Genomic DNA, 24832 nt, shown 5'->3' on the forward strand with positions numbered 1-24832 from the left:
GACCGCAAGCCGACGCGCGAGTGGCGTTAGGCCGCTGCGACCTCGTGGGCGAACTGGGCAATTTCTCGCACCTGGGCGGAGTCTCGAGTGAGCTTTGCCGCCGTGAGGGCACCGTCATAGAGCACGATGAGACGCGACACGAGCGCATCAGTTACATCCGCACCGACGATCTCTTTCACGTGCGCCCGAAGCACGCGCCGATAGCGGGCGATCGCGGCCTGCACATCGGGCATATCGGGGCATTCGATCGCGGCGTTCGTGAAAGGGCAACCATAGAAAGTGCCGCCATCGACTTGGTCAGCCACTGCCAAGAACAGTCGCTCGATGCGGACCGCTGGCGGGGCATCCGCGTCATCGAGCTCAGTCACTCGATCGAGCCACGCGTCGGCCTCCTCATCCAAGTACGCCGCGATCAACGCCTCCTTGCTCGGAAAGTGGTGATACATGCTGCCCTTTGCCACCCCAGCCTGAGCGATCACCGTGTCGATTCCCGTGGCATTGATTCCGTGCGCGTAGAAGAGATCTGCCGCGGTGGCGAGGAGTTTCATGCGCGAGGTGACGCGGATCTGCGGAGTTTCTGGAACCATATTGCAATTCTAGACGAACCCGTCTATATTTTCTAGACGGATCCGTCTAGAAACGCTGGATGGCCGACACAAGGAGTTTTTTTATGTCAGATCTCAAGATCGCCGTAGTCATCCTCGAAACCCTCGAGAACAACAACGCTCGCGTTTACCGTGGCCTCAAGACCGCCCTCGAGTTCAAGGCCGCGGGCGACGACGTCATCGTCATGTTCGACGGCTCGGGCGTGGAGACGCTCGCCAAGATCGCTGATGCTGGCCACCCGATGAACGGCCTCGTCACCGCCCTCGGCGACACCATCATCGGTGCCTGCGAATACTGCTCAAAGGCTCACAATGTATTCGAGGCTATCCGCGACGGTGGGTTCCCGCTGCTCTCCGACAATGGCGGCGAAGCCAGCGTTCGCAAGCTCGTTGTCGACGGCTACCAGATCATGAACTTCTAACAGCGTCACCCCCGGATAGCGGCAATGGCCCGGGCCCTCACCGCGGTGAGCGCTCGGGCCCTGCTCGTTTTCCGATACGGCGGCTGCGACCGAGACAGCGCGCCAGCGCTGCTATCGTCGTGGGAGTGTTTTCTAAAGTGACTGTTCCCACAACCCTGCAGACCCGCGACGGCGAAATGACTCTTCGCTACTCCGAACTCGGAGACATCGACACCATCCTGCAACTGCTCGCTGACGACCCCGTCAGCGCCCTACGCGGAGACACCGCTCGCCCCGAAGACCGCCCGGCCTACGAAAAGGCCTTTCACGCAATCGCCACGACTCCCGCAAACGCGCTGCTCGTTGTTGTCGCGCCATCGGGCGACGTCGTCGCAACAATGCAGCTCACCGCCATCCCCGGAATGGCACGTCGGGGATCGCACCGCCTCCAAGTCGAAGCCGTGCGCGTTGCGGCGAGCCAGCGTTCGAGCGGAATCGGCGGCGCCATGATGCGCTGGGTTATCGACACCGCGGCGCCCACGCTCGGCGCGTCCCTCATCCAACTCACCTCAGACGAGGCACGCACCGACGCGCACCGTTTCTACACCAAGCTGGGCTTCGAAGCCTCACACATCGGTTTCAAATACTCGGTCGAGCTCTAATCCACTCAGGGCGCTGCAACTGGGTATCGCCGATAGCTCGCGCCAGCGTGTTCAGCAGGCAAGCGATCGCCCCGGCCATGCAACTTCTGACGCAGCGTTCCCTCTACATACTCTTCGGGGTATGAACCACGAGCCCGCAACACCGGGATGACATGTTCGACTACGTCTTCGAAGGTGCCCGGCGTGATCGCGTAGGCGAGATTGAAGCCGTCGACGTCGGTCTCCGCCACCCACGACTCCAGTTCATCCGCAATTTCCTCGCCTGAGCCGATGATGAACGGGCCAAGGCCCCCAATGGCTCCCAAGCGTGCGATATCGCGCACTTTCCATTCGCTGCCGTCGCTGTTCGCCTTCTGAAAATTCGCCACCGTCGACTGGATGGCGTTGCTCTCTACGTTGCCGATCGGCTCGTCCAGGTCGTACTGCGAGAGGTCAATTCCCATCCATCCCGACATAAAGACGAGTGCCCCTTCCTCACTCGCGTAGCTGAGATAGTCGGCATATTTGGCGTGAGCCTTTTCAGAGGTCTCGTCGGTGATGATGGTCAGCAGCGTATAAATACGCGCCGAGTAGCGGTCGCGGCCTGCTTCTTCGAGAGCATCTCGGATGCGACTCACTGTTTCCTTGAGACCCGCTTTGGTCGAGGCGGCGACGAAAATTGCCTCGGCGTTGCCCGCGGCGAACTGGATCCCTCGTGGCGAGGCCCCGGCTTGATAGATCACCGGCGTGCGCTGCACCGAAGGCTCCGCCAGATGGATGCCGGGCACCGAGAAGTGCTTGCCGCTGTGTTCGATGTCGTGAACCTTGCTGGGGTCGGTGAAGACGCCCGATTCTCGGTCGCGGATCACCGCGTCATCTTCCCACGAGCCCTCCCACAACTTGTAGAGCACCTCGAGATACTCGTCGGCATGGTCGTAGCGGTCGTCGTGCTCGAGCTGATCGTCGTTCCCCATGTTGCGTGCCGCCGATGGCAAGTACCCCGTCACGACGTTCCAGCCGATGCGGCCCTTCGTGAGGTGGTCAAGCGTCGACATCCGTCGGGCGAAGGGATACGGATGCTCGTACGCGGTTCCCGCCGTAATGCCGAACCCCAAGTTATCGGTGACATGCGCCATCGCCGACACGAGCAACAGCGGATCATTCACGGGAACCTGAGCACCGTGGCGAATCGCGGCCTCGTTCGAGCCGGCGTACACGTCGTAGGTGCCAAGGACATCCGCAATAAAGATGCCGTCGAACGTTCCTTTTTCGAGCAGCTGAGCAAGTTCGGTCCAGTAGTCGAGGTCTTTGTAGCGCCACGATTGGTCACCGGGGTGGCGCCACATTCCCGAAGACTGGTGAGCGACGCAGTTCATATCAAAGGCATTGAAACGGATTTGTCTAGGCATGCCTTCATCGTGCGCCCGGACTCGATATTGCGCACCTGGCAGCGAAACAAAGGCGCAATAGTCAGACACATATCGACATATTCTCGCTTCGCGGCACGAGGGAGTGCACGCTAGTCCGCATCCCCCGAACCATTGGATGGACGAATGCACACGACAGCCGCCACCGCTCCCTTCACGGCAGAGCGTCCCCACCGCACCGATGACGATGCCCTGCCCGCTAACGGGCTGAGCGCAGCCGAATTCGCGGCGACGTTTCGCCGGTATCCGGGTGGCGTGGCGGTGGTGACCGCTGACTCTGCTCTCGGCCCTGTCGCTCTTACGGTCACGTCGATCGTGTCGGTGAGCGCGGATCCCCCGCTACTTGCGTTCTCGATTGGACATCAGGCATCCACCGCGACGGGGATTCGAAACGCAGACTCCTACGTCGTGCACTTTCTCGGCAGCGAACAATTGCCGATTGCCCAACTGTGCGCGACCAGTGGCGTCGACCGCTTCGCCGACCGTTCGCTGTGGTCGCGCCTGCCGAGCGGAGAGCCGTACTTTCCGAGCGCCCCCGTGCGCATCGTCGGCCAACGCATCGATCAACTCGACACGGCGTCAGCGTCGCTGATTCTGGTTCTCGCGCAGCAGTCTCATGCAGGAACCGAGACGGATGCTGGCCCACCGCTGGTTTACCACGACCGCGGCTGGCACGAGTTGAGCCCTCAGTCGCAGCTCGGGCGCCGCTAGCTACAAACTCGGGTTTGGGGAAGGCTCGGCGGCCTCGTCGTCATCCCAGCTCTCAACGAGCGTGATGCGACCGCGGGATTCCTTGACTGCGAGTACCAGCGCGATGATGGCGGTCGCAATGCCCACGACCCCCAAGGGGTTCGCGATTCCGATGGCGATCCCGAGGGCCGGCTCGTTCGGCCCGCTGACGATCGTTTGCAACCCTTCCGGGGTGTTATCGGGAATGGTGAGCCCCAACAAGAAAGCGCACAGCCCGGAGGAGATCAGCATCGCGTGGGTGATGGGGCGTGTAGCGAAGCCGCGCACGTCGCTGCGGCGCATTGCAAGCCCGACAAGCACCAACAGAACCGCAAAAACGACACCAAGTGTCGCCGCGTAAATGATCGTGAGATCACCGCCGAGACCAAAGAAATGACGGCCGAATGAGACCCAGCCCGCCACGGCAATGCCGAATACAACAACCGCGACACCAGTGCGGCCAGAGCCTGGCTCTCCGGGAGTCTCTCGAACTCGAACAGCGCTATACGTCACGGGCATTCCTTTACTCTGGCGGCGTCTCCTCAATCGTAGTGAGCATTCTGCGACACCTCCTCCCACGCCTGCGTCGGGGGCTGTGCCTGCGTCTGAGTCTGAGTCTGTGTCTGTTTCTGAGGTGACCGTTGTGAGCGCGTCACTACCCCACAACCGGGGATTGTTGTGAGAGACCCTCACAATGAGACTGGGTATAACTTTTCCCGAGGAGACCACATTGGCCATGCCAAACGACGGCCGAGTGGCCGTCTACATCGATTTCGACAACATCGTCATCTCGCGCTACAACCAAAGACACGGCAATGGGCAGTTTCAGAAGGACAAAGCTCGTTTCCATAACTCGAGTCGTTCATCAACGAGCGCGCTCAGCGTCAAACTTCACGAAGCGCAGGTGGATGTCGAAGCGATTCTCGACTACGCCTCATCGTTCGGAACAGTGGCTTTCAGTCGCGCCTACGCCGACTGGTCGGTGCCGGTGAACGCGTCCTATCAAAAGCAGGTCATCAACCGGGCGGTGGAGCTCGTTCAGCTCTTCCCGCTGACCGCGCAGATGAAGAACGGTGCGGACATCCGCCTGTCGGTGGACGCCATGGAGGACATGTTCAGGCTGCCGGATATCACTCACGTCGTCATCGTGGCCGGCGACTCGGACTATGTGGCACTCGCTCAGCGAGCCAAAACACTGGGGCGCTTCGTTGTGGGGGTGGGAGTTGCCGGCGGCACGAGTGACGCGCTCACGTCATCGTGCGATAAGTTCGCGGACTACGACTCACTGCCTGGCGTCGAGTTTGGAACGCCCCCAGCACCCCCGCAGCTAGGCACGGCGCCCAAAAACACAACCGTCACCGCAACGAAGACCGCTAAACCGGCCGCGGCGAAGGCCGTCAAGTCGGCCGCTGCGCAGAAAAGCCCTACGGGCCCTCAGCCGACAAAGACGACGGCTGTTGCCGCGAAAAGCGCTGGGACTCAACAACCGGCGGCGACCTCGAAGGCACCGTCGACGTCACCGGGTGGTGCAGCGGCGAGCGGAATGCGGCCATTCAAGATGCTCGTGCGGGCGATGCTGCTGGTGCAACAGAAGGAAGATTCAGAGTGGCTCAACAGTTCGGGCGTCAAGAATCAGATGCTTCGAATCGACCCTTCGTTCAACGAAGCATCATTGAAGTTCAAAACATTCAGCGAATTTGTTGCGTCGCATCATTCCCACGTTGAGGTTCGAGAGCGCAACGGTGTGCGTGAATTGCGCTTACGGGCCAACGCGACTCTTCCCAAGTAGTCGCGAAACTTCGCTACGACAGCGCAATCACGAGCGAACAGGCTGCCAGCACGAGAGTCACGGGCACCATCACTGTGCGCTCGATTGGACTGCGCGAAATGGCGTTCATCAGAATTCCGAGCGTGAAGTAGCCGAAGAGCACCCATGCTCCGACGATTCCGAAGGCACCTGCGCCGAGCGCCGGAGCCAGGCCCGAGCGGTCAACGAGAATGAGCACAAAGAAGGCGTAGAGCGCTACCGAAATAACACTCCCAATACGCAGCGACGTGGGCAACACTCGGTGCTGCCCGCCCCAGACCAGATTGCCGTACGGCAGCCCCGCAGCGACCGCCACCTGGAGCAGAGCGAGCGCAGCAAGAACAAACACGGCCACCGCAAGCGCAATCGCAACTAGTGCCATGTCATCCCATTCCCGCGCCATGGTTGGCTACGCGAGTGAGTGTAGCCATCAACAGCACTCCCGACTAGGGCGGGCTCAGGAAAATCCAAAGCGATCGGTGGCTAGGCGAGCAGTTGTTCGGCCAGTAGCTCAAGTGCGCGCACCCGCACGGGTGACGTGTTCGCGGCGTCCTCGGTGTGTGCCGAGAGGCCGGGCACGACCATGACTTCGTCCACTCCAAAGCGAGTTGCGAGCGAGCGAATGCGGTTTGCTGCAGCAACTGGCTCGTCGATCACCCAGCGCTCGGCCATGTCATCCACCATCTGCTGCTGGGGCGCAGCGAGTTCGGTAGCCGCTGCTTCTTCGATCGTGGCCAGTGGACCCAGCGGCATACCGCTGAGCAAGCGAGCCATTTGTTGCAATTGGGGCAGGGCTGCGGCGCGGGCGGACGCTGCCGCTTCAGCCACCGCAACGTTCAAAGTGAGGAACGTCTTGGGCGCCTTCAGCTGCTCTGACGGCACAAAGTTGTCGCGGTAGAGCCCTAGGATGCGGGCGGTTCCTTCGCCCGAGAAGTGGTGAGCGAAGACATACGGCATGCCCTGTGATGCGGCTAAGCGTGCCGAGTAGTCACTCGAGCCCAACAACCAGAGGTCAGCGACGGAGGCCGCATTCGGCGTCGCCGTGAGTTCGTAAGTGCGGCCCTGCTGCAGTTGAAGCGTGGCGCCCTCGGGGTTCATGAGGCTGCGGATGTCGGCCACGTTGCGCGGGAACGCATCGACATCGCTGGTCGTGCCCGTCATCCGCAAGTACGAGGTGATCACGGGGTCGCTGCCGGGAGCGCGACCGATGCCCAAGTCAATGCGACCGGGGAATGCAGCCTCGAGGATCGCGAATTGTTCAGCCACCACGAGAGGCGCGTGATTCGGTAGCATCACTCCCCCAGAACCGAGGCGAATGTTCTTGGTCTGCGCCGCCAAAATACCAATCAGAACGGCCGGGTTCGTCGATGCGACAGCCTTCATGTTGTGATGCTCGGCCACCCAGTAGCGCGAAAAACCCAGATCATCAGCGCGCTGAGCGAGCGCGGTGGTTGCTGCAAGGGCGTCAGCAGAAGTCTGGTTGCTGCGAACGGGAATGAGATCAAGAACGGAAAGGCGAAGTGGTGTAGTCATCACTGCTATTCAACGCCCCTGAGTCGTGGATATTCCTGAAAGCGCCGCATCCCGTCGCCGTGCACTGGCCCACCCGCGCGGTGGGACGTTCGCACTCAATAGACTGGGGCAATGCCCGCTGCCGAACCATCGCCCTCCGCCGCACACGACCCCACCGAGTCGAGCAAGGCGAGCGAGGCGAGCGAGACAACTGCTTTCGCTCCCGCGGCATCACGCTCTCGCACCCGCCGCGTAGTCCGCAACGTCTTTGTTTCATCCGCTGCCGTTATCGTTCTGGCAGTCGTTGGAATGCTCGTGTGGGCCAACGTCGGTGTGATGCAGGCCGAGCCGGACGCGCTCAAGAGCGTGCGCTCCAACCCCGCCGTGCACATCACCGAGAACTCGAACTCGTTCATCCTCACCCCCACCGGGGACGCCACCGGCGAAGGCCTGGTCTTCATCCCGGGCGCCAAAGTGAGCGCGGATGCCTACCTCTACAAGCTGTCGGGAGCGGTCGCCGAATCTGGGCTCACCGTGGTCGTGACCAAACCCATCCTGAATCTTGCGTTTTTCGATCAACGCTCGCTCGACACGTTCACGAGCGCTGTGCCGGATGTCGATTCCTGGTTCGTTGGCGGCCACTCGCTCGGCGGCGTGCGCGCCTGCCAATACGCGGAACAGCCCGACGTGAACGGCCTCGTACTCTTCGGCAGCTACTGCGCCAACGATCTCTCGGAGGTCGACACTCGTGTTCTCAGTCTCAGCGGCAGCAACGATCTCCTCAGCACTCCGGAGAAGATCATGAATGCCGCGCACCTATTGCCGACGTCGACCACGTTCTTTCCGATTGACGGTGCCAATCACGCGAGCTTCGGCGACTACGGGGTTCAGGCGGGAGACGGTGAAGCCACCCTCAACACCTCTGTTGTGCGCGATGTGATCGCCGCCGAGATCAACAGTTTCGTGCGCAATGGCTAACACCGGCGACGCCACGGGAGCGGCAAACTGGGGTCTCGTATTGATCCCCATTTTGGCTGTCCTAGCGCCACTGCTCGCGCGGGCGCTCTCCCCCGTCGTGCGCATTTCAATCGTCGTATTCGAGCTCATCCTCGGCATCCTGATCGGGCCGAGCGTTCTGGGCTGGGCCGGTGAATCCGAATTCGTCGAGCAGCTTTCGGACTTCGGTTTGGCGATGTTGTTCTTTATGGCCGGAAACGAGATTCGGCTGAGCGCCATTCGCGGCCGTAACGGGCGGCGAGCATCCCTCGGCTGGCTCGTGGGCTTGCTGGCCGGCGTCGCGATCGGCTTTCTTATCGAACCCGGCCTCGGCGCTGTCGTCATCGGCATCGCTCTCTGCTCAACTGCGCTCGGCGCGATTATGCCGATCTTGCGTGATGCTGGTGAACTCCCCACTCGCTTTGGCGGCTCCGCAATCGCCCTCGGCGCTGTCGGTGAGTTCGGCCCGCTGATCGCGATCTCGATCTTCCTCGGGGCGAGCTCTCTCGGCGCCTCCACAGTCGTGCTGGGCATCTTCATCCTGATTGCGATGACGCTACTGTTCCTTGCAGCCCGCATCGAACACAACTCGCTCCACCGCCTCGTCACCGCAACGCTGCACACGTCAGGCCAGTTCGCGATCCGCCTAGTCATCTTTATCGTTGCAGCGCTCGTGGTGTTGAGCATCGTCCTTGACCTCGACATGCTGCTCGGCGCTTTCGTCGCCGGACTGCTGTGGCAGATCATGATGCGCCAAGCTCCCGAGCGAGACCGGGCGATGGTCGACTCCAAGCTGGATGCGATCGCCTTCGGATTCCTCGTGCCCATCTTCTACATCAACACGGGAGTGTCCTTCGAGCTCAGTGCACTCACCTCCGACTGGAGTGTGGCCGCACTCGTGCCTGTCTTTCTGGTGCTCCTGCTCGTTGTGCGCGGCGTACCGTCGATGTTCGCCGCCCCGAAAGGGTCGAGCAAACGGGAACGTGCCGCACTCGGCCTTCTCGGGGCAACCGGATTGCCCATCATCGTGGCCGTAACAGCAATCGGCGTCGATAGTGACTACATCAGTTCAGGGATCGCTGCCGCCCTCGTCGGCGCCGGCCTGCTATCGGTGCTGATCTACCCGGTTATCGCGATGGCTCTGCGCGGCGATGCTGCCGAGCTGAAGCGGCACGCCGACGACACCGCCGACGATCTCCCTCACGAACCGCACATTGCCGAAGAGGCGTAGTGGGCGCTAACTACGCCAAGATCGGGATCGCGCCCGTGGCCGCATAACCGGCCGACTGGGGCAAAGGCTCACCCAACACATCCGACGGTGTGTGCGCACCGTCCGCTGCCTCGGCGGCAGTCTCGTGGTGCATCGAAATGATCGGGATCGACTCAGTGAGCGCCACCAACCCGTCGCTGATCGTGACGAGCGGATCGGCATCCGTGCTCGAGAAGATGGGGAACGAACGCCCCTCATCCGGCAGTCGACGGCCACGACGAATCACAACGATGGTTGCTGCAGCAAGAGGAATCGCGATCACGCTCGGAGCCGCCACCCACAGCGACGCGCTCAGAACGCCATAAGCACCCCACACGGTGTAGCCCATGACCAAGAGCCACTGCGTGGTCTCCGAGATTCCGGCAAGGCGAACCGCATCGTTACGGCTCTGCCAGGTGATGCGGGCCTGCGGCATCCACATGAGAAAAGAGAAAGCAGTGCCCACGAATCCAAGCGCGTTAACAGCGAAGTCGGTGATGTTCATCCCGTTTGATCTGATCTTTCTGACGGTCCAGGGAAGAACTCCCGAATGGACACGATTGCTAGGCATCACCACGATGTCTCGGTAATCATAAGCACAAAAACGTGCGGGTGCTAGTACCCCTTGGGCGCTGTAACGCCGGAGCACGAAGCTCAGCACGTTACCCTCAGTACATGGGTTTCAGAAGCACACGTCGCGAGGGCGCGCTAGCTTCATGGAACGACGAACGCGGCTTCGGATTCATCGATGTTGACGATGCCGCTGACTCAGCAGCTGCTGGCTCAGACGCCGCGAACTCCGCGGCCGCCAACGGCCAGAGTGAACGTGTTTTTGCGCACATCTCAGCATTTCCGCCGCGCGAGACGCGCCCGGCGCCCGGCGAGCGGGTCAGTTTCGCCATCGAACGCACGCGAGAAGGCAAAGTTCGCGCGCGCAACATCCGCTATCTTTCAGCCTCGGGCCGCCCGCTTCGTGTGAAGCGACGCAAACCCGGCACCATGAGCTACGTGGTCTTGGTAACCTTCGTGATTGCCATCAGCACCGTGACGGCGATTGGTGCCCTACCGTGGATCTTCGCCGCGCTGTATCTGGTGATGAGCATCATCACTTACGGCTCGTACGCGAGCGATAAGAAGGCTGCGCAAACACGACAGTGGCGAGTGTCAGAGGGTGCCCTTCTCGGACTCGGGCTCTTCGGCGGCTGGCCCGGAGCGATCTTGGCCCAGCAACGGCTGCGCCACAAAACGCAGAAGCAGATGTTCCGCCAGGCATTCTGGGGCACCGTCGTGCTCAACATACTGGTCTTCGCCATTCTGACTACCGCTTTGCGGGAACCGGTTGTGGAGCTCATTCGCCTCATTCTCGAGGCAACTGCTCTCTAGCCCTGCCGGGTTCGCCGCCCAGGTTCTAGGGTGGTTGCATGGAGACTTCGACCGAGTTCCACACTGTCCGCCGCTCTCGCACAGCGCCCGCGATCGTAGCGCTGCTTGCTGTTTCCGTTGCGGTCTCGGGATGCACGGCAGCGGCATCCAATGGTCTCGAGGTCGTTACGGGCGACTCGCCGGCCTCTGATGTAATTGCGCTCAGCGCGGGCAGCAGTGACGTAGAAGTTGCACGCGCAGTTGCTGCTGCGGTTGAGCAACTTCCTGAGCTGGCCGAGGGGGCGATGAATGAGTCGGGCACCCCGGGCATGGCAATCGGCGTCGTGCACAACGGCGACATGATCTTTGCTGAGGGGTTCGGGCTTCGCGAAGTCGGCACGAGCGACCGAGTGGATGCCGACACCGTCTTTCAGATTGCCTCTGTTTCGACGTCGCTCTCTGCCACAGTCGTGGCTCGCGCTATCACGCAAGGCGCCGTGGACTGGGACACCCCGGTGCGCACGCTGCTGCCCGACTTCTCTCTGGCAGAGTCGTACGTCACCGAGAACGCCACCATTGCGGACTACTTCAGCCACCGAACGGGGCTCGCCACCGGCGCCGGCGACGACCTCGAAGATGTGGGTTACGAGCGCGATTACATCCTCGATCACCTGCGTTATCAACCACTCGACGACTTTCGCAGCAGCTATCACTACTCCAATTACGGCATCACTGTGGGAGCCGAGGCCACAGCGGCGGCGCTCGGCCTGCGGTGGGAAGACGCCGTGCGGGAGCTCGTCTACGAGCCGCTCGACATGTCATCCTCGAGTTCTAGCTATGCGGAGTTCGTAGCGCAGCCCAACCGAGCAACGCTCCACACGCTTGTTGACGGCGAGTTTCAACCGCTCTTCGAGCGAAACCCTGACCCGCAGTCCCCCGCCGGCGGCGTCTCATCCACCGTTGGAGACCTGTCGAAGTGGATGACGATGGTGCTCTCCGACGGCGAATACGCCAGCCAACAGTTCGTCACCCCCGAATCGCTGACGCCTGCCATCACAGCGCAAAGCATTAGCGCGCGGGCTTCCGCCCCCGACCAGCGCAGCGGGAGTTATGGCTTCGGCTTCAATGTGGGGAGCCAAGCGAACGGTCGCACGACGGTGAGCCACTCGGGGGGTTTCGTTCTGGGTGCTGGAACCAACTACCAACTCGTACCGAGTCTCGATCTTGGAATTGTGACGCTGACCAACGCTGGCCCGATCGGCACTGCCGAAGCGCTTAACGCACAGTTCCTCGATCTGGTGCAGTACGGGGAGATCACTCGAGAGTGGATTGGCGACTACCGCGGTGCCCTCTCGGGCCTCAGGGCTCCGGCGGGCGATCTTGTTGACACTATTGCTCCCGGCACCGCGGGAGCATCCGTCTACCTCAGCGACTATACGGGCACCTATCGCAACAGCTACTTTGGCGACCTTGTCGTAACCGAAGTGGATGGCGCTCTGCAGGCAGCGCTTGGCCCCCGTGGCGGCTATCTGCTCGAGCTCGAACCGTGGGATTCCGACACCTTTGCGTTCGTTCCCACCGGTGAGAATGCGCCTGCTGGTTCGCTCTCGTCGGCCACTTTTGATCGCTCGGGCGGAGCAGTTGCCGGGGTCACTCTCGAGTTCTTCGACGCGCAGGGCCTTGGAACGTGGCGCCGCTAGTGTGCGATCGGATACCCCATGGGGTATAATTTTCAGATACCCCCTAGGGTATCCCGCTAATCCGCGATCAAAGGACCATTTATGTGTCGAGCCGTCACCTGCACCGTGTGCAACAAAACTACGTGGGCCGGATGTGGTGACCACATTCAGTCGGTGAAAAGCAGCGTTCCCGCGTCACAGTGGTGCAATGGAAAGCACTCGCAGGCAGACATCGCCGCCGCCAAAGCGAGCCAGGGTGGCTTCTTCGCCCGCCTATTCGGGCGTTGACCATGAAGCGTTCCTTCCTCGGCTCCCTCGGTGAGGCAGCAGCATCCACTCAGATCGAGGTTGTTCAGTAGCGCACCGCCACGAATTCGGCGCCGGGCATCCAGCCCATCGATAGCTGCGTCGGCTCCGAACCATTGAGGTGAACACGACACCCGCCACGAGCACGCAGTACAACGCCGAGAATCGGTTCGACCGCGCCACCGCCGGCATGACGCGCGTTGTGGTTCCGACGGATCTCGGTGATGTCGTCGCGCATGTTGATCCGAACGCCGCCGCGCTGTCGGACTCCGCAACTCTCCTTCTGCACGGCGCAGCGGGATCCTGGACGACCTGGCTCCCCCTTATTCGTGCATCGCACGCGACCGGTCGGCCGCTGACAAACGTGGTCGCCCTCGACTTACCGGGCTGGGGCGAGAGTGGCAGCATTGCCGCCAACGCCACAGTCGAAGACCTCGCGGATGCCGTAGCCCACGTAGCCAGAACGCTCGGCTACGCACAGTGGAGCATTTTCGGCCACTCGCTCGGCGGGCACCTCGCGCTCACCATTGCCGCCAGGCACCCGGAGCGCACCGTGAGCGTGACCGCCATCTCAGCTACGGGACCCGGCGCACTTTCGGTGCTGCGTCATCCACTTCGCCACTTCGGCGTCTTGCCTTTGCTGGGAGGGATGCTCGGAGCGATGCGCTTTCTGAGCGCGCTCGGGTCGGCAGGCACTGCGCTCGTTCGAACGATTCACCGCCTTCGACTGCTCGGTCCACTGAGCTCTCCCCTGTTCGCACACCGCGGCACGCTCGATAGCTCAGTGATCGATTCGCTGGCGTCAGAGGTTCGACCCACTGCATTCGTTCGCGCGGCAGTGGCTGCAGCACGATACGACGAAACGCAGTGGGCGAGCATCCAATGCCCCGTTACTCTCGTGCGCGGTGATCGCGACGTGTTCGTGAGTTCCGCGGATGATGACTGGTTCGCGTCGGTGCTCCCGCACGCGTCGCAGCAAGTTGCCTCAAATTCTGGACACTTCGCCCACATCGAATCGTTCGAGGCACCGCACTCGAACACCGACGGAACCCACCTCGCCGCCTAGCAACCCACCCCGTGCGCGGAACCACACTCTGGCAGCTCACACGCCGACAGCGCCCTAAAAGCGCCGCGCCAGCACGACCGAGTCTTCGATGGTGAAGGGATCAGCATCCGGTCGCGTGATCGTTCGCGGCCTCAGTTCCTTCAGCACGACTGTCCACTCAGCGGGATCGAGGTGGAGCTTTTCTAGTTCCTCATCCGGAGTGGGAAAGTCGGCCTCGAAGGAAGTCGGCCGAGCCTGATCGTGATCGTGAGCGTGAGCGTGGTCTTCGCCACCACTGCCAGAGAAGGGGGATGTGGCGTGAGCCGTGACCAACAAATGACCGCCAGGAGCAACCTTGCGTGTAGCCGCGCGGAGAATCTCTGCGCGGGCGAGACGCACCGGCGACTGTAAGAAGCTCGCGGTTACTAGGTCGAAACAGTCTTCTGGCTCGAACTCCGACAAGTCCGCGACGACAAAGCGAAGTTGGTCGCTGGAAAGCTTCGCCGCGTTAGCTGCGACTTGCGCACGCTCGAGGGCAGTCCGTGAGATGTCCACTCCTGTGGTCTTCCACCCCCGTCTGGCAAGCCACAGCGCGTCTCCGCCCTCTCCGCACCCTAAGTCGATTGCGGTGCGCTGACCAAGGGCGCCGTCAGGGGTTTCGGCAGCTAAACGTTGCTCGATTGACGCAACCACGTCAGCGAGAACCGCGTTGGCATGACCAGACCACACCTGAGCCTTCTGGGCATACCGTTGTTCCCAGAAATCAGTTGGCGTCAGTGTTTGTTCTGCCCGATCGAAGTCTTCCACCACGAGCATTCCGTTGACGGCGGCCCCTGCCATCGCTCCCGCCCCGATTGACATCGGAACGGTCAGCATCGGGTTCACCACGTTGCCCGCAGCCCAGATGCGATCGTGGCTCGTCTTGCCGGCGGCATCGACGGCGACCATCGAAACGCCCGCAATCTCAGCGCGCGCGAGCTGCAAATCGGTCAGGAACGAATCGTGGGGCCGCGGCGTTCCTGCGGTGAACAGGGCATCGATGGACGTCACGAGGCCGTCGGCAGTGTGCACTGCGATCGGCCCGTCTGCCTCACCCGCAAGCTCCACCACGGGAGAATCGATGAGCTTCACGCCTCGAGATCGCAAGCGCGCGACGGTCTCCGCCGGAACATCACCCACCCCGGCCGTAAAGACCGTGACGTTGTCGCTCCACTGGCGGGCAAGAAAAGCCTGATGGAGTCCGACGAATTCTGTCGCGAGAACCCCCAGGGCGGAGTCGCGAATCTCCCACCCGTGGCAGTAGGGGCAGTGAATCACGCTGCTGCCCCACCGCTCGGCAAGGCCCGGGATCTCAACGAGCACATCGGTGATTCCTGTTGCGACCACCACGGCGCGGGCAGTCATCACGCTGCCGTCCTGCAACGTAACGCGCACGCCATCACTCGCATCATCCACGCGATCGACCGCGCCGGCAACGACCTCGACACCGTACAACCCGAGCTCGGCTTCGCCTGAGTGGCGCAACTGCTGCGGAGAGGATCCCTCGTGCCCCAGCACCCCGTGCATATGAGCAGCGAAACGATTACGGGGCTCCCCCGCATCCACGACAAGCGTGCGGCGGCGTGCGCGACCGAGTAAAAGCGCAGCACTCAGGCCTGCGGGCCCGGCGCCGATGACAACAGCATCCCAGTGAGTATTTTCCATGTCAGCAGTGTGAGCGCGAGTGTATAGTTTCTGCAAGAAGATTTGCTGAATCGGCAAACTCCCGAAAATGCGCCAGCGCGGCTCTAAGCCGATGATGAAGGATCACCATGCTCGATGAACTAGACCACGTTGGCCCACGACTCCGTGCCGCCCGCCAACGGCTCGGCCTCACCCTCGAAGAGACTGCCAGCCGCGCATCAATGTCCGCGAGCACGCTGTCTCGCCTCGAGTCCGGCAAACGACAGGCATCGCTCGAACTGCTCGTGCCCCTGACCCGACACCTAGGGATCAGGATCGATGACCTCCTTCAGCCTGAGACCCGTGATCCGCGAGTGCACCGCCCCGTTGTCACTCGCGACGGGCTGACAATCGCGCCGCTTGCTCCCGATAGCTCTGCCATCCAGACCTACAAAATCACGTTCCCACCCACAGAAAAACTCCCTGAACTGCGCGTGCATGACGGCTTCGAGTGGGTCTACGTGCTCGCCGGAAAGCTCCGCCTGAGGCTCGGGGACCAAGATCTCGTTCTCACCCGAGGCGAAGCAGCCGAGTTCGACACCAGAACCCCGCACGCCGTGTGCGCTGCGGGATCCTCACCCGCTCAGGTGATCAGCATCTTCAACAGTGAGGGCGAACGGATGCACACGCACCTCTCCTAGCGTCAGATCTATCCGTTCTGGCGCTAAAGGAGTCCGGGCAATCCCATCTCCGCGCTTGTCTCGCTCGCATCTCTCACCTAGATTTCGGGGATGATCATTTGGCTTAATGGACCGTTCGGAGCGGGCAAGACCGCGACCACTCGGGAGATCGTGAAGCTGCTGCCCGCCATCGCAACGTTCGACCCGGAGGAAGTGGGTTTCATGCTGAAGAACGCTCTGGGCGCCGACTTTCCTGGCGGAGACTTTCAAAACTTACCCACCTGGCGTCGCCTCACAGTCGCAGCGCTTGCTGATCTTACTGATTACCTCGGTAAAGACATCTTGGTTCCACAGTCAGTGCTCGTCGAGTCGCACTGGGATCATATTCGCCACGGGCTCCGTGACGCCGGAGTCGAATTTGCGTCCTTCACGCTCCACGTGGAAACAGAAGAACTCACCCAGCGAATCGCAACCGACACGGTGCTGGAGAACGCCGCGGAGTGGCGCCTCGAGCACCGCGCCACTTACCTCTCAGCGCTGCCATGGCTGAGGACGACGACAACGGTGATCGACACGACCTCGTTGACGCCCATCGAAACTGCTCACCGGGTCATCGGCACGCTGAGTACTCACGAGGTCGCGCCAATTACCGCGTACTGAAAACAGCTTTCGTGGCGATCACCAGCGTGTCATGAAGCACTTCCGGAGACGCCAGCTCAGCTACCGGAAGATCGTCGATCTCTGCCACGTCTAGTCTTCGACGATCGGCTCGGGAGGCAGCTTGCGTACCTTCGCGCGGCGGCGACGACGAGCCGGAATCATGGCCCGCATTTCTTCGAGCTTGCCGAAGCAGAGCAGGCGGTCGTTCGCTTCGAGAACAGTGCTGCGGCGAGGGTTGGGTACCACGTTGGAGCCGCGGTGCAGGGTGAGCACCGTAATGTCCTTCTCGCCCAAACCGGATTCGCCCAGCTGTTTGCCTACGAAGTCCGCGTCGCTACCGACGACAATCTCAGCAACGCCGTACCCCGTCGACACGCTGAGGCGCTGGCGGACATCGATCTCGGGGAACGCCACTTGGTTGGCGATGTAGTCGATGATGGCGCCCGCGACATCCAACTCGGTGGCTCGCTCGATGCCTTCGAGACCGGGCGACGAGTTGACCTCCATCACGAGGGGGCCATCTTTGCCCTCAAGCATGTCGACACCGGCAACGCGCAAGCCCATGATCTGCGCGGCTTTCACCGCGGCGCGGTGGTATTCGGGCGAAAGCTCAACAGCTTCGACGTTGCCACCACGGTGCACGTTCGAGCGAAATTCGTCCCCCACCGCAACACGACGCATGGCAGCCACCACTCGGTCACCCACCACGAGGGCCCGGATGTCGCGGCCCTTGCTTTCGGAGATGAAGCTCTGAATCAGCACGTTCTGCTTCGTTGAGTGCAGAGTCTCGATGATCGCTTTGGCGACCTGGCCATCGGGAGCAAGGATTACGCCGATCCCCTGCGTACCTTCGAGCAGCTTGATCACGACGGGTGCGCCGCCGACGCGCTCGATAGCCATCTCGACATCCGCCCGGTTGTGCACGAAGGTGGTCGCCGGCATGGCGATATCGTGACGAGAAAGAATCTGGGTGGCACGCAACTTATCGCGTGAGTTCGTGATGCCGCTCGAGGTGTTGGGCGTGTAGACATCCATTTGCTCGAACTGGCGAACAACAGCCGTACCGAAGTAGGTGATCGAGTTGCCGATGCGGGGCAGGATGGCGTCGTAGTCCGAGAGCAGTTTGCCGCGGTACTGCAGATCAGGTTCGTCGCCCGTGAGATCAATCGCGAACCGCAAAGTGTTGAGCACTTTGACCGTGTGGCCTCGCTGCTCGGCAGCCGCGCGGAGTCGCTGCGTGGAATATGCATGCGGCGCACGGGAGAGGATAGCGAGTTTCATGGGGCGACCTGTCAAGATATGGGGGTGATAGAACCTACCCATTCAAACACGGTCGCGGGCTGGCGTGAGTGGGTCGCCCTACCCGAAATCGGCGTTTCGTGGATTAAAGCAAAACTCGATACGGGCGCGCACAGTTCAGCAATCCATGCGACAAAAATTGAAGAGTTTACCGGCGCCGATGGCAGCGATTGGGTTCGGTTCACGGTCGTGCCGTGGCAGAAGTCGGATGCTGACACGGTGGTGGTTGAACGCAAAGTGCATGACCGCCGCGCGGTTCGCAGTTCTTCCGGGCACAGCGAAGACCGCATCGCGGTACTGCTGCACGTCGATCTCTTCGGGCAGACAGTTACGGCGGAAACTACGCTGACCGACCGCAGTGACATGGGCTTTCGGATGCTCATCGGCCGCGAAGCTTTAGCGCAAGGGTTCCTCGTCGATTCGAGTGCATCGTTTCTAAACGGTCGTGCACCGCGCGCCATTCGTCGCCGCAATCAGGGTCGCCGCTAGCCGGGCCGAACGTAGCCCGCATCCGCCTCGCGCTGACGACAGCGGCGCGAAGTGGCCACACACGACCTCTCCAGTCAACCATAATGGCCTGATTGCGTTCCCAGTCGCTCTCGATATGGTGACGCCATGAGCATCGATATCCCCACTCATGAAGACCTTGTAGAACTCTCGCAGCAACGGAATGCGGCAAGCGTTTCCTTGTATGTGTCACCGGGATCCACCGATGGCGGTCCACCCATTGGCCGCGATACTGAGGCTGCACGCCTCGCCCTTCGCTCCTCCGCTACGGAAGCGATTGCCGAACTCGGCGTGCTCGGTGTCAAAAAGGCCGAGTTGGATGCGATCGGCCAGGCATTGGCCGCGCTCGATCACGACACCGACTTCTGGTCATCATCCGCACGCTCCGTGGCGGTCTTCAGTTCGCCTGAAGTCACGCGAGCGTTTCGTGTACGCAACGAACTTCCCTCTCATGTCGCCACCGGCGATCGGTTCGACCTCGGCCCACTACTGCGCGCCACGACTTTCGGGCACTCGGGCTATGTGCTCGCGCTGACTCAGGGCAGCGTGCGGCTGTTGGCTCTCAATGCTGACGATTCGAGCGTGGAACTCGCTCTGCCGGCCCTTCCCGACGACCTCGGGCGTTCCCTCGAAACCGCCGACAACGAGGGCAAGGCAGATATGCCCCGGGCCGATGGCGCCCTAGGACCCAAGGTCGAACTTCGACGCTACTGCTCTCGCGTGCAAGAAGCAGTACTTGACGTCATTGGCGCATCCGGACTGCCGCTCGTGCTCGCCGCATCCTCCGACCTGCAACCCGCCTATCGCGAAGTGTCCACGTACCGTGGACTTCTTTCCTCCTCGATCGATGCGAATCCCAGCTCACTGTCAATCGACGACTTGGAAGTTCGCGGCCGTGCGCTGTTGGCCGAAAGCCACTCAGCTGAGTTGGAATCGTGGCGATCAAGTTTCGGCAACAAACAAAGCAACGGTCTAGCTAGCTCTCAGCTGAGTGACGTCGCTCACGCGGCGACCGCTGGCCTCGTTGATACTTTGTTGTTCGACCTTACTTCAGTCGACGAAGGAACTATAGACGAGTATGGCAACACCACGTTCGCAAACGAACCTGGCCCCAGCACCTACGGTCTGGTCGACGAGATCGCTGCGCGAGTCTTGCGTACGGGTGGCACGGTGAAGGCGGTCCGCAGCGACGACCTTCCGGATGATTCTCCCGTTGCCGCCACGTTCCGCGGGCCGCTCTAAGCGGACTCGGCACGCACAGGCAACCGCTCGAGCGGTGGGTTTCTGCGCCTAGTCAACGACGGGAGCTACCAACCCATCGTTCCGGGTGCACCCTTGAAGGGGCCAACGAGGTTCTTGGTGATCCAGCCACCATAAAAATCGCCCGCCTGCGACGTCACTAATTCGCCGTCGATCTCGCACGAATCCATCTGGCCTGGGTATAGCGCCACCCGCGTCGCCAGCTCTTCGAAGCGGCGCATCGGCTCGGGGTAGATCCAGCCTGCGCGCTCGGCCACGACTCCCCCGGCGACCACGTCAAAGTAGTGCGCTTCTCCCTTGAACTCGCAGAAGCTGGTTCCCTGAAGCGGCACGAGCACGCCCTCAGGGAAGGCCGCGATCGGAACGTAATAGACCGGCGGATGACTCGTCTCGAGCACTCGCACGGCATCCGTAGTGTCGACGATCACCGAGCCGCCAAGCCGCACCACAACGCGCTGGGGCATGTGCTCCACGCGCGGAGGCCGCGGATAGTCCCATACCGATTCTTGCCCGGCCTTCGGCTTTACGGGCTTGGGGCGCGGGAGGGGGCGGGGGTAGCCGGCGGGAGTCATGAGCCCATCCTGCCTTCCGCTGCTGGGATGCGGCTGCACAACTCAACGTTCGTTCGAATCGTTCACCTACACTTGCTCGCATGAATGACGCTTCTGCATCACACGCCGCCCGCAGCGCCAAGAACAGCACCGCGTTGCGTGTTCTCGCGCGGTTTGGGTTCGCTGTCAACGGCCTCGTTCACTTCCTTATCGGCGCGCTAGCGATCGGTATCGCCACCGGCGGCGGCCAGACTGATGCTGATCAGTCGGGTGCCTTTCAACAGCTCGCATCGACCCCTGGCGGCGTTTTTCTGCTTTGGGCTGTCGTCATTGGTATGTTTGCGCTCGGACTCTGGCTTCTTATTTCGGCTTTCTTGATGCAACCGGAAGATTCGAAGCGCAAGTGGGCACGGCGCGGAGCTGAAACCGCGAAGGGCGTGACCTACCTTGCCCTCGGCTCAACAGCCCTACGATTTGCCCTAGGCGGGTCATCCAGTTCTTCGAACAGCACCAGCAGCATTAGTGCCGACTTCATGGCACACCCCATCGGGATCGCAGTGCTCGTAGTCGCAGGCCTCGTGGTTGTCGGCATCGGCGGCTTCTTCGTGTACAAAGGTGCGACCCGAAAATTCACAGAGGACATTTCGGTTCCTGCCGGAACGTGGCGCAAGGCGGCGCTGGGGCTTGGAGTGTTCGGTTACATTGCCAAGGGAGTCGCGATCGCCGTCGCAGGAGTTCTTGTGGTCGTTGCGGCGTTTACTCACGACCCCGAAAAGTCTGCAGGGCTGGATGCAGCACTCACCAGTTTGACTGACCTCCCTTTCGGCATCGTGGTGTTGCTTGTCGTCGCCGTCGGCCTCATCGCGTATAGCGTCTATTGCTTCGTCCGCGCTCGATTTGCGCGACTGTAAAACGTGACAAACTCCCGCGGCGATCACGTCTCAGTCCTCACCGAGACCCACGCGGCGGGATAGACCTTGGCAGAGCTGGCGCCTAACGTTGCTCAGCATCCTCGACCTGCTCGGCGTGCTCCAAGCGATTATGGAGGGCCGCGAGAATGCGGGCAATATCCATCGAGATCGCCGCTGAGGCGCCCATAGTTGTCGCATTGGCATCTGCTTTTCGGGCATCCAGTTCGGCGACCAAAGTCGCCAGCACGTCGGTGGCGGTGGCGTGTGCTTCTTCGCGGTTGTCAAGCGAGTCCCAATCGCGTAGGGCGTCTGCCACCGCGGCCAGTGCGGCACTCAATGCTGGGCGCAGTTCGGGGCGCAACTGTACTTTGATCGGAGTTCCCCACACAGCACCGGTGAGCACGTCCGTGATGTCTCGCACATGGAAGGTGACGTTTTCGAGAGCGGCGAGGTCTTCGTAGTCCGCTTTGAGGTCACGCCGGTATCGGCGCGCACGCGGGTTCGCTTTGCGGCTCTCATCCGCCAGTAGCACAGCCGCTCGCACCTCTCCAGAAACTGCGACGAGCGAGTCCTTGCCGGATGCCCAGCCGTCTCGTTCGGGCGGCCAACTCTCGGCAAGGGCCTCGGCAATCTCCGAGAGGTGGTCAGAGAGAACCGCGCGAAAGTTTGAGAGCTGCTGATCGACAGCGTTGTGGGTGAGCGCGGGGAAGATGAGGAAGTTGACGAGCAAGCCGACAACGATTCCGAGTGTCGCTTGCTCGAGATATCCCAGCGAATAGTCGTCGGCATCCGGCCCGCCAATGATGAGCACGAAGAGCACGGTGACGGGGATGTATTCGCGGTTCGCTCCGAACCAGCCGGTGGCGGCGATCAGTGCGCCGGCACCGACTGCGAGGGACATCGTGAGAACGCTCGGCGAGCTGAAAGTAATGACGGCCCCGGCCAGCAGGATTGCGACGGTGAGGCTGCCGAGCGTCTGGGCAGCGTTCTTCATCGATCCCATGAGCGTCGGATACATCGCAACGATGGCACCGAGGGGAGCGTAATAGGGGTAGTTGTCGGCCACGCCGGGCAGGTAGGGCGCAATGGTCCAAGCTATGGCGACCGCAACGCCCGTTTTCGCGGCCTGTAGCATGCGCGTGCGGGTGATGTCTGACCGCATCCGTCCGGCCGTCTTAGTCACGGGTTGCAGCTTTGCTTTCACGGGCAGCAGTCGGTCGTCATCGAGCCTGAGGCGTTTCACACGTTCACCGCAACGTCCGCTGTTCCGGGGGTGGGTTCCGGATGCTCGATGCGCACACGATCGGGGCGAAAGCCGTGCTCGATCCCCCACAACACCGCGTTGGTTCGGCTCGTGGCACCGATCGTGCGATAGCAGCTACGAATGTAGGTCTTGATCGAGTTGATCGACAAGTGAGTGCGTTCGGCAATTTCGATGTTGGAGAGGCCCTGCGTGATCAGCGCGAGCACTTCCGCTTCGCGTTCGGTGAGGCCCTCTTCGCGCCCTGGCCAGTCGCCGGCCATGACGCTGGGAATGGTTGGCCCACCGATGTGCACTCGCTCTCCGCCCGCATTGATCTCTTCGAGGGCGGTAGCGAGCTTGGCGGCGGGCAGGCCCTTAGAGACATAGCCCGCAGCGCCGTTAGCGAGAACCGCTGCGATGTGCACGGGATCGAGGTTCCACGAATACACAACTACCGCACTAACGGCAGGATTCGTCGCGAGCTGGCGCACCACAGCGCGGTCGCCTTGCGTGCCCGCAAAGGTGTCATAGAGCGCGATAGCGACGCGCTCGTCGACCCGCTTGTTGAGGTCAAGTTCGACCACCCGGATGCGGTTTGTATAGGAACGCAGCATGCTGGCGACGCCACGCGCCACCACCTCGTAGTCGTTGACGAGAGCAACGTTCAGAACAGTCATGCCTCAACGATAGGTCTCGCTGCCTGCGCGTGGGGAAAGTTCACCCCTAAGGGTGAAGTCGTGCAGGTACCGCCCAGAATATTCTCAGCTTGTGGCGTGCCCGCCGCTCTACGCCAGCGCTGGTGGGCACGCCACGCCAACCCCCACTCCCCCACTCCCCCACTCCCCCACTCCCCCACATGATTAGGAACTCTTATGAGCGCATCAGACAAGTTTGAGAACGCTGCCGAGGATCTCACTGGCAAGGCAAAAGAGGCCACCGGAAAGGTCACCGACAACGAAGAGCTCGAAGCCGAAGGCCGTGCCGATCAGGCCAAGGCTGACCTGAAAAAGGCCGGCGAAAACGTCAAAGACGCCGTTTCGGAATAGCACTTCCGCACGTCTCACACTCCCCCTCTAGCTTTTCCCGAAAGGTACATCATGAACACTCTTCTTATCGTCGTGGCAATCATCGCCGTCGCACTGCTCCTCACCGGCGGACTCGTTCAGTCGCTCAACTTCCTCCTCTGGGTAGGAATTGTGTTGGCCGTCATCGCCGTCATCGTCTTCCTCGCTCGCAAACTGACCGGTGGACGCGTCTAACCGCAGCATTTTGTAGAGCTAGCTGGAGCAGTTCTTCAGCCCTCCCCCCAGAGAACGAAGAAGTGAACGAGGTGCGCGCAACCCCCTGGTTGCGCGCACCTCTCTGTTAACCAAGCACAACCCGAGGATCCCGAATGTGTAAAAAGCTAACACTCGCTCTACGAACACCCCACAACTTCTGGGTGTGGCTGCTGACCCACCGTGTGACGGGGATTCGGATGTGATCGCGCCGCCGTTCCCTCCGCTCTCAGCGAGTGAGCACGCAGCACTTCACGCGAACGAAGACCCGATCGCCGAGTGGGTTGAAGAACTGGCCCCTACGACCGAGCCCCAACTAAGCGCGTTTCGTCCCGACATACACGGTGTTGGATGAGACCCCACCGGTCAACGCATTATCGAAGTCGACCGCGTGCGCGATGGGGTTCTCGAAGACCTGCCCCAGGCGCTCCATGAATTCATCGTCACTCGGGTCATCCGACCACAGTGCAAAGACTCCGCCGTCGGTGAGATGAGCGCGCACGCGCCGAAGACCGTCGACGGTGTAGAGATCGGCGTGGCTCGGGTCGAGCTGGTGACGGGGCGAGTGGTCGACATCCAGCAGGATTACGTCGTACGACTCTGTCGGCTCCGCTCGCATCACGGCAAAGAAGTCGGCGTGCGTGAGGGTGGTGCGGCTATCGCCGGTAAGTTCTGCGGATACCGGGAGCAGGCCGCGATTGTGCCAATCGATCACGGCGGGCAGGGCATCGATCACTTCGAGTGACCCGACGCGCGAATCGGCAAGCGCGGCAACCGCCGTGTACCCGAGACCGAGCCCGCCGTTGACGACGCGCAAGTTGTCGCCGCTGGCTGCCGCTAGCCCGAGATCAGAGAGAGCGATCTCGGCAACGGTGAAGAGGCTCGACATGAGGTACTCCTCGCCAAGCTTCACCTCGTACACGTCCACGCCGAGCGTGGGCTCTCGTCGGCGCCGCAGGTTGAGCTCCCCCATCGGGGTCTCTTGAAAGTCGAGCTCTTCGAAGCGGGAGATAGCCATGGGTT

28 protein-coding genes are annotated in these 24832 nt (G+C 61.7%); 16 read left to right on the forward strand and 12 right to left on the reverse strand.

The window, feature by feature from the left end; genetic code table 11:
- Nucleotides 1–26 precede the first annotated feature (26 nt).
- Nucleotides 27–587, reverse strand: coding sequence for a TetR/AcrR family transcriptional regulator (locus ACR3YK_RS12560; RefSeq protein ID WP_486175181.1), 561 nt, complete (start codon nucleotides 585–587; stop codon nucleotides 27–29).
- An 83-nt stretch (nucleotides 588–670) separates the two neighbouring features.
- Between ACR3YK_RS12560 and ACR3YK_RS12565 the strand changes: the two genes are divergently transcribed.
- Entirely contained in the window at nucleotides 671–1027 is a 357-nt protein-coding gene (locus tag ACR3YK_RS12565) for a sulfur reduction protein DsrE (RefSeq protein WP_486175182.1), read from the forward strand.
- Nucleotides 1028–1203: 176 nt separating this feature from the next.
- Nucleotides 1204–1668, forward strand: coding sequence for a GNAT family N-acetyltransferase (locus ACR3YK_RS12570; protein ID WP_189621871.1), 465 nt, complete (start codon nucleotides 1204–1206; stop codon nucleotides 1666–1668).
- Between the two features lie 5 nt (nucleotides 1669–1673).
- On the opposite strand, the gene ACR3YK_RS12575 is transcribed toward ACR3YK_RS12570, so the two are convergent.
- A complete protein-coding gene (locus ACR3YK_RS12575; protein WP_486175183.1) occupies nucleotides 1674–3056 on the reverse strand; it encodes an LLM class flavin-dependent oxidoreductase in 1383 nt (460 codons plus the stop codon).
- A 144-nt stretch (nucleotides 3057–3200) separates the two neighbouring features.
- Here ACR3YK_RS12575 and ACR3YK_RS12580 point away from each other — a divergent pair, with 144 nt between their 5' ends.
- Nucleotides 3201–3785: a flavin reductase family protein gene (locus ACR3YK_RS12580; protein ID WP_486175184.1), complete on the forward strand. Its 585-nt coding sequence runs from the start codon at nucleotides 3201–3203 to the stop codon at nucleotides 3783–3785.
- Here the strand turns inward: ACR3YK_RS12580 and ACR3YK_RS12585 are convergent, their stop codons facing one another.
- A complete protein-coding gene (locus ACR3YK_RS12585; RefSeq protein WP_486175185.1) occupies nucleotides 3786–4316 on the reverse strand; it encodes a hypothetical protein in 531 nt (176 codons plus the stop codon).
- Between the two features lie 223 nt (nucleotides 4317–4539).
- On the opposite strand from ACR3YK_RS12585, the gene ACR3YK_RS12590 reads away from it, so the two are divergent.
- The gene (locus tag ACR3YK_RS12590) at nucleotides 4540–5592 is read left to right on the forward strand and encodes an NYN domain-containing protein (protein ID WP_486176418.1); all 1053 of its coding nucleotides are present in this window, start codon (nucleotides 4540–4542) and stop codon (nucleotides 5590–5592) included.
- Nucleotides 5593–5605: 13 nt separating this feature from the next.
- Here ACR3YK_RS12590 and ACR3YK_RS12595 read toward each other — a convergent pair whose 3' ends face one another.
- Nucleotides 5606–5992 carry a hypothetical protein gene (locus tag ACR3YK_RS12595; RefSeq protein WP_486175186.1) on the reverse strand — a complete coding sequence of 129 codons (387 nt, stop codon included), beginning with the start codon at nucleotides 5990–5992 and terminating at the stop codon, nucleotides 5606–5608.
- A 101-nt stretch (nucleotides 5993–6093) separates the two neighbouring features.
- Complete coding sequence (locus ACR3YK_RS12600) at nucleotides 6094–7143, reverse strand: MsnO8 family LLM class oxidoreductase (protein ID WP_486175187.1); 1050 nt, start codon at nucleotides 7141–7143, stop codon at nucleotides 6094–6096.
- A gap of 111 nt (nucleotides 7144–7254) precedes the next feature.
- Here ACR3YK_RS12600 and ACR3YK_RS12605 point away from each other — a divergent pair, with 111 nt between their 5' ends.
- The gene (locus ACR3YK_RS12605) at nucleotides 7255–8100 is read left to right on the forward strand and encodes an alpha/beta hydrolase (RefSeq protein ID WP_486175188.1); all 846 of its coding nucleotides are present in this window, start codon (nucleotides 7255–7257) and stop codon (nucleotides 8098–8100) included.
- Nucleotides 8093–9349 (forward strand): cation:proton antiporter, encoded by a 1257-nt coding sequence (locus ACR3YK_RS12610; protein WP_486175189.1) that lies wholly within the window; start codon nucleotides 8093–8095, stop codon nucleotides 9347–9349. Before ACR3YK_RS12605 ends, ACR3YK_RS12610 begins: the two co-directional genes overlap by 8 nt.
- A 10-nt stretch (nucleotides 9350–9359) precedes the next feature.
- Here the strand turns inward: ACR3YK_RS12610 and ACR3YK_RS12615 are convergent, their stop codons facing one another.
- Complete coding sequence (locus ACR3YK_RS12615) at nucleotides 9360–9872, reverse strand: hypothetical protein (protein WP_486175190.1); 513 nt, start codon at nucleotides 9870–9872, stop codon at nucleotides 9360–9362.
- Nucleotides 9873–10042: 170 nt separating this feature from the next.
- Between ACR3YK_RS12615 and ACR3YK_RS12620 the strand changes: the two genes are divergently transcribed.
- The 3 genes from ACR3YK_RS12620 (at nucleotide 10043) to ACR3YK_RS12630 (ending at nucleotide 13780) form a co-directional block, all read left to right on the forward strand.
- On the forward strand, nucleotides 10043–10750 hold the full coding sequence (locus ACR3YK_RS12620; RefSeq protein ID WP_486175191.1) for a DUF1294 domain-containing protein: 708 nt from the start codon (nucleotides 10043–10045) through the stop codon (nucleotides 10748–10750).
- 38 nt (nucleotides 10751–10788) lie between these two features.
- Complete coding sequence (locus ACR3YK_RS12625) at nucleotides 10789–12429, forward strand: serine hydrolase (RefSeq protein WP_486175192.1); 1641 nt, start codon at nucleotides 10789–10791, stop codon at nucleotides 12427–12429.
- A gap of 406 nt (nucleotides 12430–12835) precedes the next feature.
- Nucleotides 12836–13780 (forward strand): alpha/beta fold hydrolase, encoded by a 945-nt coding sequence (locus ACR3YK_RS12630; RefSeq protein ID WP_486175193.1) that lies wholly within the window; start codon nucleotides 12836–12838, stop codon nucleotides 13778–13780.
- 54 nt (nucleotides 13781–13834) lie between these two features.
- On the opposite strand, the gene ACR3YK_RS12635 is transcribed toward ACR3YK_RS12630, so the two are convergent.
- Complete coding sequence (locus ACR3YK_RS12635; protein WP_486175194.1) at nucleotides 13835–15463, reverse strand: FAD-dependent oxidoreductase; 1629 nt, start codon at nucleotides 15461–15463, stop codon at nucleotides 13835–13837.
- A 107-nt stretch (nucleotides 15464–15570) separates the two neighbouring features.
- On the opposite strand from ACR3YK_RS12635, the gene ACR3YK_RS12640 reads away from it, so the two are divergent.
- Nucleotides 15571–16122 (forward strand): helix-turn-helix domain-containing protein, encoded by a 552-nt coding sequence (locus ACR3YK_RS12640; RefSeq protein WP_341620108.1) that lies wholly within the window; start codon nucleotides 15571–15573, stop codon nucleotides 16120–16122.
- Between the two features lie 90 nt (nucleotides 16123–16212).
- Entirely contained in the window at nucleotides 16213–16761 is a 549-nt protein-coding gene (locus tag ACR3YK_RS12645) for a DEAD/DEAH box helicase family protein (protein ID WP_486175195.1), read from the forward strand.
- A 90-nt stretch (nucleotides 16762–16851) separates the two neighbouring features.
- Here ACR3YK_RS12645 and ACR3YK_RS12650 read toward each other — a convergent pair whose 3' ends face one another.
- A complete protein-coding gene (locus tag ACR3YK_RS12650) occupies nucleotides 16852–18042 on the reverse strand; it encodes a RimK family alpha-L-glutamate ligase (protein ID WP_486175196.1) in 1191 nt (396 codons plus the stop codon).
- Nucleotides 18043–18060: 18 nt separating this feature from the next.
- Here ACR3YK_RS12650 and ACR3YK_RS12655 point away from each other — a divergent pair, with 18 nt between their 5' ends.
- Together ACR3YK_RS12655 and ACR3YK_RS12660 are read left to right on the forward strand one after the other, a co-directional pair.
- The gene (locus ACR3YK_RS12655; RefSeq protein ID WP_486175197.1) at nucleotides 18061–18549 is read left to right on the forward strand and encodes an ATP-dependent zinc protease family protein; all 489 of its coding nucleotides are present in this window, start codon (nucleotides 18061–18063) and stop codon (nucleotides 18547–18549) included.
- 126 nt (nucleotides 18550–18675) lie between these two features.
- Nucleotides 18676–19809 (forward strand): baeRF11 domain-containing protein, encoded by a 1134-nt coding sequence (locus ACR3YK_RS12660; RefSeq protein WP_486175198.1) that lies wholly within the window; start codon nucleotides 18676–18678, stop codon nucleotides 19807–19809.
- 65 nt (nucleotides 19810–19874) lie between these two features.
- Here ACR3YK_RS12660 and ACR3YK_RS12665 read toward each other — a convergent pair whose 3' ends face one another.
- Entirely contained in the window at nucleotides 19875–20399 is a 525-nt protein-coding gene (locus ACR3YK_RS12665; protein ID WP_486175199.1) for a DUF427 domain-containing protein, read from the reverse strand.
- A gap of 80 nt (nucleotides 20400–20479) precedes the next feature.
- On the opposite strand from ACR3YK_RS12665, the gene ACR3YK_RS12670 reads away from it, so the two are divergent.
- Entirely contained in the window at nucleotides 20480–21289 is an 810-nt protein-coding gene (locus ACR3YK_RS12670) for a DUF1206 domain-containing protein (RefSeq protein ID WP_486175200.1), read from the forward strand.
- Nucleotides 21290–21371: 82 nt separating this feature from the next.
- Here ACR3YK_RS12670 and ACR3YK_RS12675 read toward each other — a convergent pair whose 3' ends face one another.
- Complete coding sequence (locus ACR3YK_RS12675; RefSeq protein ID WP_486175201.1) at nucleotides 21372–22532, reverse strand: FUSC family protein; 1161 nt, start codon at nucleotides 22530–22532, stop codon at nucleotides 21372–21374.
- Nucleotides 22529–23209 carry a helix-turn-helix transcriptional regulator gene (locus ACR3YK_RS12680; protein WP_486175202.1) on the reverse strand — a complete coding sequence of 227 codons (681 nt, stop codon included), beginning with the start codon at nucleotides 23207–23209 and terminating at the stop codon, nucleotides 22529–22531. The genes ACR3YK_RS12675 and ACR3YK_RS12680 overlap by 4 nt, the downstream gene beginning before the upstream one ends.
- Nucleotides 23210–23404: 195 nt before the next feature.
- On the opposite strand from ACR3YK_RS12680, the gene ACR3YK_RS12685 reads away from it, so the two are divergent.
- Nucleotides 23405–23578: a CsbD family protein gene (locus tag ACR3YK_RS12685; protein WP_486175203.1), complete on the forward strand. Its 174-nt coding sequence runs from the start codon at nucleotides 23405–23407 to the stop codon at nucleotides 23576–23578.
- 51 nt (nucleotides 23579–23629) lie between these two features.
- Entirely contained in the window at nucleotides 23630–23791 is a 162-nt protein-coding gene (locus ACR3YK_RS12690) for a DUF2207 domain-containing protein (protein ID WP_147433359.1), read from the forward strand.
- Between the two features lie 334 nt (nucleotides 23792–24125).
- On the opposite strand, the gene ACR3YK_RS12695 is transcribed toward ACR3YK_RS12690, so the two are convergent.
- Nucleotides 24126–24827: a spermidine synthase gene (locus ACR3YK_RS12695; RefSeq protein ID WP_486175204.1), complete on the reverse strand. Its 702-nt coding sequence runs from the start codon at nucleotides 24825–24827 to the stop codon at nucleotides 24126–24128.
- Nucleotides 24828–24832 lie beyond the last annotated feature (5 nt).

The organism is Salinibacterium sp. 10G20-15 (assembly GCF_057365065.1).

Excerpts from the sequence above, each read along its gene's own strand:
- ACR3YK_RS12605 (WP_486175188.1), top strand. The coding sequence starts at position 7,255 with ATGCCCGCTGCCGAACCATCGCCCTCCGCCGCACACGACCCCACCGAG.
- ACR3YK_RS12575 (WP_486175183.1), bottom strand. The coding sequence starts at position 3,056 with ATGCCTAGACAAATCCGTTTCAATGCCTTTGATATGAACTGCGTCGCT.
- ACR3YK_RS12600 (WP_486175187.1), bottom strand. The coding sequence starts at position 7,143 with ATGACTACACCACTTCGCCTTTCCGTTCTTGATCTCATTCCCGTTCGC.
- ACR3YK_RS12680 (WP_486175202.1), bottom strand. The coding sequence starts at position 23,209 with ATGACTGTTCTGAACGTTGCTCTCGTCAACGACTACGAGGTGGTGGCG.
- ACR3YK_RS12645 (WP_486175195.1), top strand. The coding sequence starts at position 16,213 with ATGATCATTTGGCTTAATGGACCGTTCGGAGCGGGCAAGACCGCGACC.
- ACR3YK_RS12660 (WP_486175198.1), top strand. The coding sequence starts at position 18,676 with ATGAGCATCGATATCCCCACTCATGAAGACCTTGTAGAACTCTCGCAG.
- ACR3YK_RS12655 (WP_486175197.1), top strand. The coding sequence starts at position 18,061 with ATGGGGGTGATAGAACCTACCCATTCAAACACGGTCGCGGGCTGGCGT.
- ACR3YK_RS12610 (WP_486175189.1), top strand. The coding sequence starts at position 8,093 with ATGGCTAACACCGGCGACGCCACGGGAGCGGCAAACTGGGGTCTCGTA.
- ACR3YK_RS12635 (WP_486175194.1), bottom strand. The coding sequence starts at position 15,463 with ATGGAAAATACTCACTGGGATGCTGTTGTCATCGGCGCCGGGCCCGCA.
- ACR3YK_RS12570 (WP_189621871.1), top strand. The coding sequence starts at position 1,204 with ATGACTCTTCGCTACTCCGAACTCGGAGACATCGACACCATCCTGCAA.
- ACR3YK_RS12565 (WP_486175182.1), top strand. The coding sequence starts at position 671 with ATGTCAGATCTCAAGATCGCCGTAGTCATCCTCGAAACCCTCGAGAAC.
- ACR3YK_RS12560 (WP_486175181.1), bottom strand. The coding sequence starts at position 587 with ATGGTTCCAGAAACTCCGCAGATCCGCGTCACCTCGCGCATGAAACTC.
- ACR3YK_RS12670 (WP_486175200.1), top strand. The coding sequence starts at position 20,480 with ATGAATGACGCTTCTGCATCACACGCCGCCCGCAGCGCCAAGAACAGC.
- ACR3YK_RS12665 (WP_486175199.1), bottom strand. The coding sequence starts at position 20,399 with ATGACTCCCGCCGGCTACCCCCGCCCCCTCCCGCGCCCCAAGCCCGTA.
- ACR3YK_RS12590 (WP_486176418.1), top strand. The coding sequence starts at position 4,540 with ATGCCAAACGACGGCCGAGTGGCCGTCTACATCGATTTCGACAACATC.
- ACR3YK_RS12615 (WP_486175190.1), bottom strand. The coding sequence starts at position 9,872 with ATGAACATCACCGACTTCGCTGTTAACGCGCTTGGATTCGTGGGCACT.
- ACR3YK_RS12595 (WP_486175186.1), bottom strand. The coding sequence starts at position 5,992 with ATGGCACTAGTTGCGATTGCGCTTGCGGTGGCCGTGTTTGTTCTTGCT.
- ACR3YK_RS12580 (WP_486175184.1), top strand. The coding sequence starts at position 3,201 with ATGCACACGACAGCCGCCACCGCTCCCTTCACGGCAGAGCGTCCCCAC.
- ACR3YK_RS12685 (WP_486175203.1), top strand. The coding sequence starts at position 23,405 with ATGAGCGCATCAGACAAGTTTGAGAACGCTGCCGAGGATCTCACTGGC.
- ACR3YK_RS12625 (WP_486175192.1), top strand. The coding sequence starts at position 10,789 with ATGGAGACTTCGACCGAGTTCCACACTGTCCGCCGCTCTCGCACAGCG.
- ACR3YK_RS12695 (WP_486175204.1), bottom strand. The coding sequence starts at position 24,827 with ATGGCTATCTCCCGCTTCGAAGAGCTCGACTTTCAAGAGACCCCGATG.
- ACR3YK_RS12620 (WP_486175191.1), top strand. The coding sequence starts at position 10,043 with ATGGGTTTCAGAAGCACACGTCGCGAGGGCGCGCTAGCTTCATGGAAC.
- ACR3YK_RS12650 (WP_486175196.1), bottom strand. The coding sequence starts at position 18,042 with ATGAAACTCGCTATCCTCTCCCGTGCGCCGCATGCATATTCCACGCAG.
- ACR3YK_RS12690 (WP_147433359.1), top strand. The coding sequence starts at position 23,630 with ATGAACACTCTTCTTATCGTCGTGGCAATCATCGCCGTCGCACTGCTC.
- ACR3YK_RS12640 (WP_341620108.1), top strand. The coding sequence starts at position 15,571 with ATGCTCGATGAACTAGACCACGTTGGCCCACGACTCCGTGCCGCCCGC.